Annotated in this window: 7 protein-coding genes; 5 read left to right on the top strand and 2 right to left on the bottom strand. The window is 73.5% G+C overall.

The genetic code is table 11. From position 1 onward, the window contains the following. A partial coding sequence (locus tag RWM17_RS11770) for a hypothetical protein (RefSeq protein ID WP_314103906.1) occupies positions 1–696 on the top strand: 696 nt, incomplete at its 5' end. Between the two features lie 137 nt (positions 697–833). Here the strand turns inward: RWM17_RS11770 and RWM17_RS11765 are convergent. Continuing rightward, positions 834–1,196 carry a carboxymuconolactone decarboxylase family protein gene (locus tag RWM17_RS11765; RefSeq protein ID WP_314103904.1) on the bottom strand — a complete coding sequence of 121 codons (363 nt, stop codon included), beginning with the start codon at positions 1,194–1,196 and terminating at the stop codon, positions 834–836. Positions 1,197–1,320: 124 nt separating this feature from the next. Between RWM17_RS11765 and RWM17_RS11760 the strand changes: the two genes are divergently transcribed. Together RWM17_RS11760 and RWM17_RS11755 are read left to right on the top strand one after the other, a co-directional pair. Continuing rightward, entirely contained in the window at positions 1,321–2,649 is a 1,329-nt protein-coding gene (locus RWM17_RS11760; RefSeq protein WP_314103902.1) for an MFS transporter, read from the top strand. 119 nt (positions 2,650–2,768) lie between these two features. Then, the gene (locus RWM17_RS11755; RefSeq protein WP_314103900.1) at positions 2,769–3,815 is read left to right on the top strand and encodes an NAD(P)-dependent alcohol dehydrogenase; all 1,047 of its coding nucleotides are present in this window, start codon (positions 2,769–2,771) and stop codon (positions 3,813–3,815) included. Between the two features lie 213 nt (positions 3,816–4,028). On the opposite strand, the gene RWM17_RS11750 is transcribed toward RWM17_RS11755, so the two are convergent. Then, positions 4,029–4,652, bottom strand: a complete 624-nt coding sequence (locus RWM17_RS11750) for a TetR/AcrR family transcriptional regulator (RefSeq protein WP_314103898.1) — start codon at positions 4,650–4,652, stop codon at positions 4,029–4,031. A 124-nt stretch (positions 4,653–4,776) separates the two neighbouring features. Between RWM17_RS11750 and RWM17_RS11745 the strand changes: the two genes are divergently transcribed. Both RWM17_RS11745 and RWM17_RS11740 read left to right on the top strand, forming a co-directional pair. After that, positions 4,777–5,091 carry a multidrug efflux SMR transporter gene (locus RWM17_RS11745; RefSeq protein WP_314103897.1) on the top strand — a complete coding sequence of 105 codons (315 nt, stop codon included), beginning with the start codon at positions 4,777–4,779 and terminating at the stop codon, positions 5,089–5,091. After that, positions 5,091–5,525 carry a multidrug efflux SMR transporter gene (locus RWM17_RS11740; protein ID WP_314103895.1) on the top strand — a complete coding sequence of 145 codons (435 nt, stop codon included), beginning with the start codon at positions 5,091–5,093 and terminating at the stop codon, positions 5,523–5,525. Before RWM17_RS11745 ends, RWM17_RS11740 begins: the two co-directional genes overlap by 1 nt. Positions 5,526–5,534 lie beyond the last annotated feature (9 nt).

Here is a 5,534-nt window from a genome sequence, read left to right as displayed (position 1 = left end):
GCGCTGAGGCTGCGGCTCGCGCTCTTCCGCCGGGCCGTGCGGTCGGGGACGTTCCCGCCTGCGGCCACCGCGCCTCCTTCGCTGCTCGACGACGTCACCGCCGACCGGGTCGCCTACGTCGGCAACGCGGCCGCGGCCCGGTTCGGCGTGCTCGAGGAGGAGCTGACGACGCTCAGCCGCGTCGCGGCCGCGGTCGGCGCCGCGAGGGGCCGACCGTTCGTCTGGGTCGAGGGGCCGGCCCAGGTGCTGACCGTGCGGGCGGCGGCCGACGAGCCGGCCTCGGCCGTGCCCGACGTCGACGCGGTCGTCGTCGCGCTGGGGTTCAGCGACGTGCTGCTGATGACCTCCGCCGCCGCGTGGCGTCGCGACCTCGACCGGCTGCTCGACGCCGCACGGCACCCGGGGAGCGTGCTCAGTCCGGTGCTCGTCGCGGGGATCCCGCCGATCGACCGGCTGCGGCTCACGTCGCGCGGGGCGCGAGGCCGTGTCCACGGGCAGATCGCGCGGCTCAACGCCGAGTCCGAGCGGCTCGTCCGGGAGCGCGGCGACTGCGTCTTCGTGCCGTTCCCCGAGCCCGAGCCGGCCGTCGGCAGCGCACGCCTGGGCGGCCAGCTGTGGTCGTGGCGGCGGGTGCACGAGCTGTGGGCGGCGAGCCTCTGGCCCGAGCTCGTGAGGGTGCTGGACGAGTCGAGCTGAGGAGGCGTGGGCCGGGTCAGTGAGGACGGCCTGCGACGAGACGGACGGGGTCCCGACGTGAGAGCGACGAAGCTCCGCGGGGGATCACGGAGGTTCGTCGCCGTCGCTATGGTTCGCGTTTGTCCCGTCGCCGTCCGTCAGTCGCCGAGCGCGTCCTTCGCGACGGCCATCGCCGCCATGCCGTTCGGCCAGCCGGCGTAGAGGGTGACGTGCGTGATCGCCTCGATCAGCTCGTCGCGGCGGACACCGTTCTCGAGTGCACGCCCGAGGTGGAACGGCAGCTGCCCGGTGTGGCCGCCGGCAGCGAGGACCGCGACGGTGATCAGGCTGCGGTCGCGGGCCGGCAGCTCGGTGCGGTTCCAGACGTCGGCGAAGAGGACGTCGTCGGTGAGCTCAGCGAGCTTGGGCGCGAAGTCGCCGAGGGAGGCGCGGCCTCCGCCGACCTGGCGGGGCTGGGGCGGCCGGTCGGGCGGGGAGGGCTGGCGGGGCTGATCGGTCACGGGGTTCCTTCTCCGGCTCAGGGCGGACGACGCAGGAGGTGCGCCTGGCGACAGTCCACCTCCTCGGCTCGTCGGGAGGGGTGCCCTGGCAGTGCCTGTCAGTCCGCGGGGCGCGTGCGTAGCGTTGATCTCGACGCCGCAGGTCGGCGTCGCCCCTCCTTCTCCTGCTGCTGCTGACCGCAGCTCGTCCCTGCCCTCGACCCTGAGAGGACCCGTCCTGACGAACGCACCCGCACCCGCGTCCACGCCCGCTGCCGACGTCGCCCTCCCGGGCGAGCCCGGCACGTCGACCCCGACCCGCCTGCCGCTCTTCTCGCTGGTCGTGCTCGCGACGATCGGCTTCGTGCTCGTCGCGATGGAGACGATGCCCGCCGGGCTGCTGCCGCAGATCGCCTCCGGGCTCGACACGAGCGAGGGCACGGTCGGTCTGCTCATCAGCGCGTACGCGCTCGGCACCGTCGTCGCGACCGTCCCGGCCATCACGCTGACCCGGGGCCTGCGGCGTCGCCCCGTGCTCGCGGCGGCGCTCGCCGGGCTCGTCCTCGCGAACGTCGTGACCGCCTTCGCCCCGACGGTCGGCGTCGCCCTCGCGTCCCGGTTCGTCGCCGGGGCGTTCTCGGGCACGATCTGGGGCATGCTCGCCGTGCACGGCCGCCGCATCAGCCCGCCCGGCAGCGCGGGTCGCGCGCTCGCGATCGTCTCGGCCGGAGCCCCCGTCGGCTTCGCGTTCGGGACGCCGCTCGGCTCCTGGCTCGGCACGACCCTCGACTGGCGCTGGTCGTTCGGCGGCCTCAGCCTGATCGGGCTCGTCGCCCTCGTGCTCGTGCTCGCCGTGGTGCCCGACGCGACCCCGGCGCCCGCCCCGGCCTCGGGCCGCCTCCCGCTCGGCCGGGTCCTCAGCCTCCCCGGAGTGGTCGTGATCCTCGCCGTCATCGCCGCGTGGATGATCGCGCACAACACGATCTACACCTACGTCGCGCCGTACCTGCGGGCCGGCGGCTCGGGCCTCGGCGTCGACCTGACGCTGCTCGTCTACGGGGTCTCGTCGATCGGCGGCATCGTCGTCACCGGCGCGCTGCTCGACCGGCACCCCCGGCCCCTGCTGCACGGCAGCGTCGCCCTCTTCGTCGTCGCGGGGGCCGTGCTGCTGGTCGGCCAGGCGTCCCCGGCCGCGGTGCTCGCCGCCTCCGTGCTCTGGGGGCTGACCTTCGGCGGGGCCTCGGCCCAGCTGCAGGCGGCGCTGACGACCGCAGGAGGCGCGGAGGCGGACGTCGCGAACTCGTTCCTGCCGGTCGCCTTCAACGTCGCCATCTTCGCGGCGGGTGTCCTCGGAGCGCTGCTGCTCGGCGGGGTCGGCCCTCTCGTGCTCCCCGTCGTCATGATGGGGGCAGGCGCCCTCGCCCTCGGCCTCACGGTGTGGGGCAGGCGCAGCGCCTTCCCCGCGCGATGGTGACGCGGACCGTCGCCGATGCGGGCGGGCCACCCGGCCGGACCGCACCTCCTTCGCCCCTCGTCTTCCCCTTCTCCACCACTTCCCCGACATCACCACCGAACACGAACACAGGAGCACACATGCGCACCGTCAAGGCCTACGCGGCACCGTCCGCCACCGAGCCCCTCGTCCCGACGACCATCGAGCGCCGCGACGTCGGCCCGAAGGACGTCATGATCGACATCGCCTACGCCGGCATCTGCCACAGCGACATCCACACCGTCCGCGGTGAGTGGGGCGAGATCCAGTACCCGCAGGTCGTCGGCCACGAGATCGTCGGCACCGTCTCGGAGGTCGGTTCCGAGGTCACGAAGCACGAGGTCGGCGACCGCGTCGGCGTCGGCTGCATGGTCAACTCGTGCGGCGAGTGCGAGTACTGCCAGCGCGGCGACGAGCAGTACTGCGCCAAGGGCAACACCGGCACCTACACGAGCGTCGACCCCGCCGACGGCACCGTCACCCAGGGCGGCTACTCGCAGGCCGTCGTCGTCACGGAGGACTTCGTGCTGCGCGTGCCCGAGTCGCTCGACTACGACAAGGTCGCGCCGCTGCTCTGCGCCGGCATCACGCTCTACTCGCCGCTGCACCACTGGGGCGTCACCGAGGGCACCAAGGTCGCCATCGTCGGCATGGGCGGCCTCGGCCACATGGGCGTGAAGATCGCCGCCGCGCTCGGCGCGGACGTCACGGTGCTGTCGCAGACCACCTCCAAGAAGGAGGACTCGCTGCGCTTCGGCGCGAAGGCGCACTACGCGACCAGCGACGAGCAGACCTTCACCGACCTGGCGAACTCGTTCGACCTGATCGTCAACACGGTGTCGGCCAAGATCGACATGGGCGCCTACCTCGGCCTGCTCGCCGTCGACGGCACCCTCGTCAACGTCGGCGCCCCCTCGGAGCCCCTCGAGGTGCCCGCGTTCGCGCTGATCCCGGCTCGCCGCAGCTGGGCCGGCTCGGCCATCGGCGGCATCCGCGAGACCCAGGAGATGCTCGACTTCTGCGCCGAGCACGGCATCCTGCCCGAGACGGAGCTGATCAGCGCCGACCAGATCAACGAGGCCTACGACCGCGTGCTCAAGTCGGACGTGCGCTACCGCTTCGTGATCGACGCGGCGACGTTCGCGTAGGTCGCACCCGCTGGTCGCACGAACGCCCTCGCCGTGAGCGGGGGCGTTCGTGCGTGTGCGGGCGTCGTCCCTGGTCGCGAGCGGTCTGCTGGCAAGGCCCGCACCTCCTGCGGACTGGCCGTCTGCGCTGTCGCATGACGTCGCACCGGGTTTCGTGCACTGCACCGGGTCCAGACGCGGTGCAGTGCACGAAAGTCGGTGCGTTGCGGGGCATCAGGGGCGCAGTGCCAGCAGCGCGAGGTGCGTGTCGAGAGCCGTGACCGCCCAGGAGGCGTCGGTGCTGACGGCCTGGGCGAGCAGGTGCAGGGCCAGACCGTCCACGACGGCGTGGGTGAGCTCGACGTCCACGCCGGCCGGCCCGGGGATGCCGGGGGCGCCCTCCGCGCCACCGTCTCCTCCGTCGTCGCCGGCGTCGAGGTGCGCCAGCGCGAGCGCGCAGACGTCGCGCACCGCCGTGTGCGTCTGCTCGTGCGCCGTCCGCAGCGAGGGGTCGGTCAGGGCGAGGGCGGCGAAGGCGACCGTCACCTCCATCTCGGCGCGCCGCTCGTCGTCGAGGGGGAGCAGCTCGAGCAGGACGGCCCGGGCCGCGTCGCGTCCGCCGGGCGCGGTCGCCGCCCGGTCGACGCGCTCGCGCAGCCGCGACACCAGCAGCTCGACGGCCGCGTCGCGCACGCTCGCCTGCGTCGGGAACGTGTAGCGCAGCGACGAGGGAGGCAGGCCGGCCTCGGCGGCGACCTTGCGGACCGACACCTCCGTCGGGCCCTCGCGCACCAGCACCCGCCAGGCGGCTTCGCCGACGATGCGGCGGCGGTCGTCGAGGTCCACGGTGCGGGGCATCCGTCAATTCTGGCACGACTGTGCGAAAACGTGCTAGAACTGATTCCGCACGACTGTGCGACAACGGGTCGCGCAGGGTGTCGACACGAGGTCGGCTCAGTGCGCCGGAGGAGAGGGGCCCGTCATGGCCTGGGTGCTGTTGATCGTCGCGGGGGTGCTCGAGGCCGTGTGGGCGTCGGCGCTCGGCGCGTCGGGGAACTTCACGAAGAAGGGGCCGACGGCGCTGTTCGTCGTCGCGCTCGTGCTGAGCATGGTCGGCCTCGCGCTGGCGATGAACGACCTGCCCGTCGGCACCGCCTACGCCGTCTGGGTCGGGATCGGCGCCGTGCTGACCGTCGTGATCGCGGTCGTCCGCGGCCAGGAGGTGCTGACCGTCGCCCGCGCACTGCTGCTCGCCGTGCTGATCGGCTGCGTCGTCGGCCTCAAGGTGGTCAGCTGATGCCGTGGGTCGTGCTCGTCCTCAGTGCCGTCCTCGAGGCGGTCTGGGCGACCGCGCTGGGTCGGAGCGAGGGGCTCTCGGTACTCGCCCCCTCCGTCGTCTTCGTGCTGGGCCTCGCCGCCTCGATGCTGACGCTCGGCTGGGTGACGCGGCACATCCCGATCAGCACCGCGTACGCGATCTGGGCCGGTCTCGGCGCGGCGTTCACCGTCACCTGGAGCATGCTCACCGGCGGCGAGGCCGTGACCGTCGTGCGGGTGCTGCTGCTCGCGGGGATCGTCGGCAGCGTCGTCGGGCTGAAGCTGCTGAAGTCGGGGCCGGCTGCTGGCGTCGAGCCCGGTGCCGAGGGTGAGGGCGCCGCCGCTGACGGGGCGGGTGCGGCGGCTGCGGCTGGTGCGACTGCCGGTGACGGGCAGCGTCCGCCGGCGGGCTAGGCGTCGCAC

This window comes from uncultured Frigoribacterium sp., from assembly GCF_963515265.1.
In the GTDB taxonomy this organism is placed as follows: Bacteria; Actinomycetota; Actinomycetes; order Actinomycetales; family Microbacteriaceae; genus Frigoribacterium.
The sequence above is the reverse complement of the archived record's forward strand: the minus strand, read 5'-3'. Positions and strand labels throughout refer to the sequence as shown.

Bases quoted from the DNA above. Each gene is read 5' to 3' on its own strand.
- RWM17_RS11755 (WP_314103900.1), top strand. From the start codon at position 2,769: ATGCGCACCGTCAAGGCCTACGCGGCACCGTCCGCCACCGAGCCCCTC.
- RWM17_RS11750 (WP_314103898.1), bottom strand. From the start codon at position 4,652: ATGCCCCGCACCGTGGACCTCGACGACCGCCGCCGCATCGTCGGCGAA.
- RWM17_RS11745 (WP_314103897.1), top strand. From the start codon at position 4,777: ATGGCCTGGGTGCTGTTGATCGTCGCGGGGGTGCTCGAGGCCGTGTGG.
- RWM17_RS11740 (WP_314103895.1), top strand. From the start codon at position 5,091: ATGCCGTGGGTCGTGCTCGTCCTCAGTGCCGTCCTCGAGGCGGTCTGG.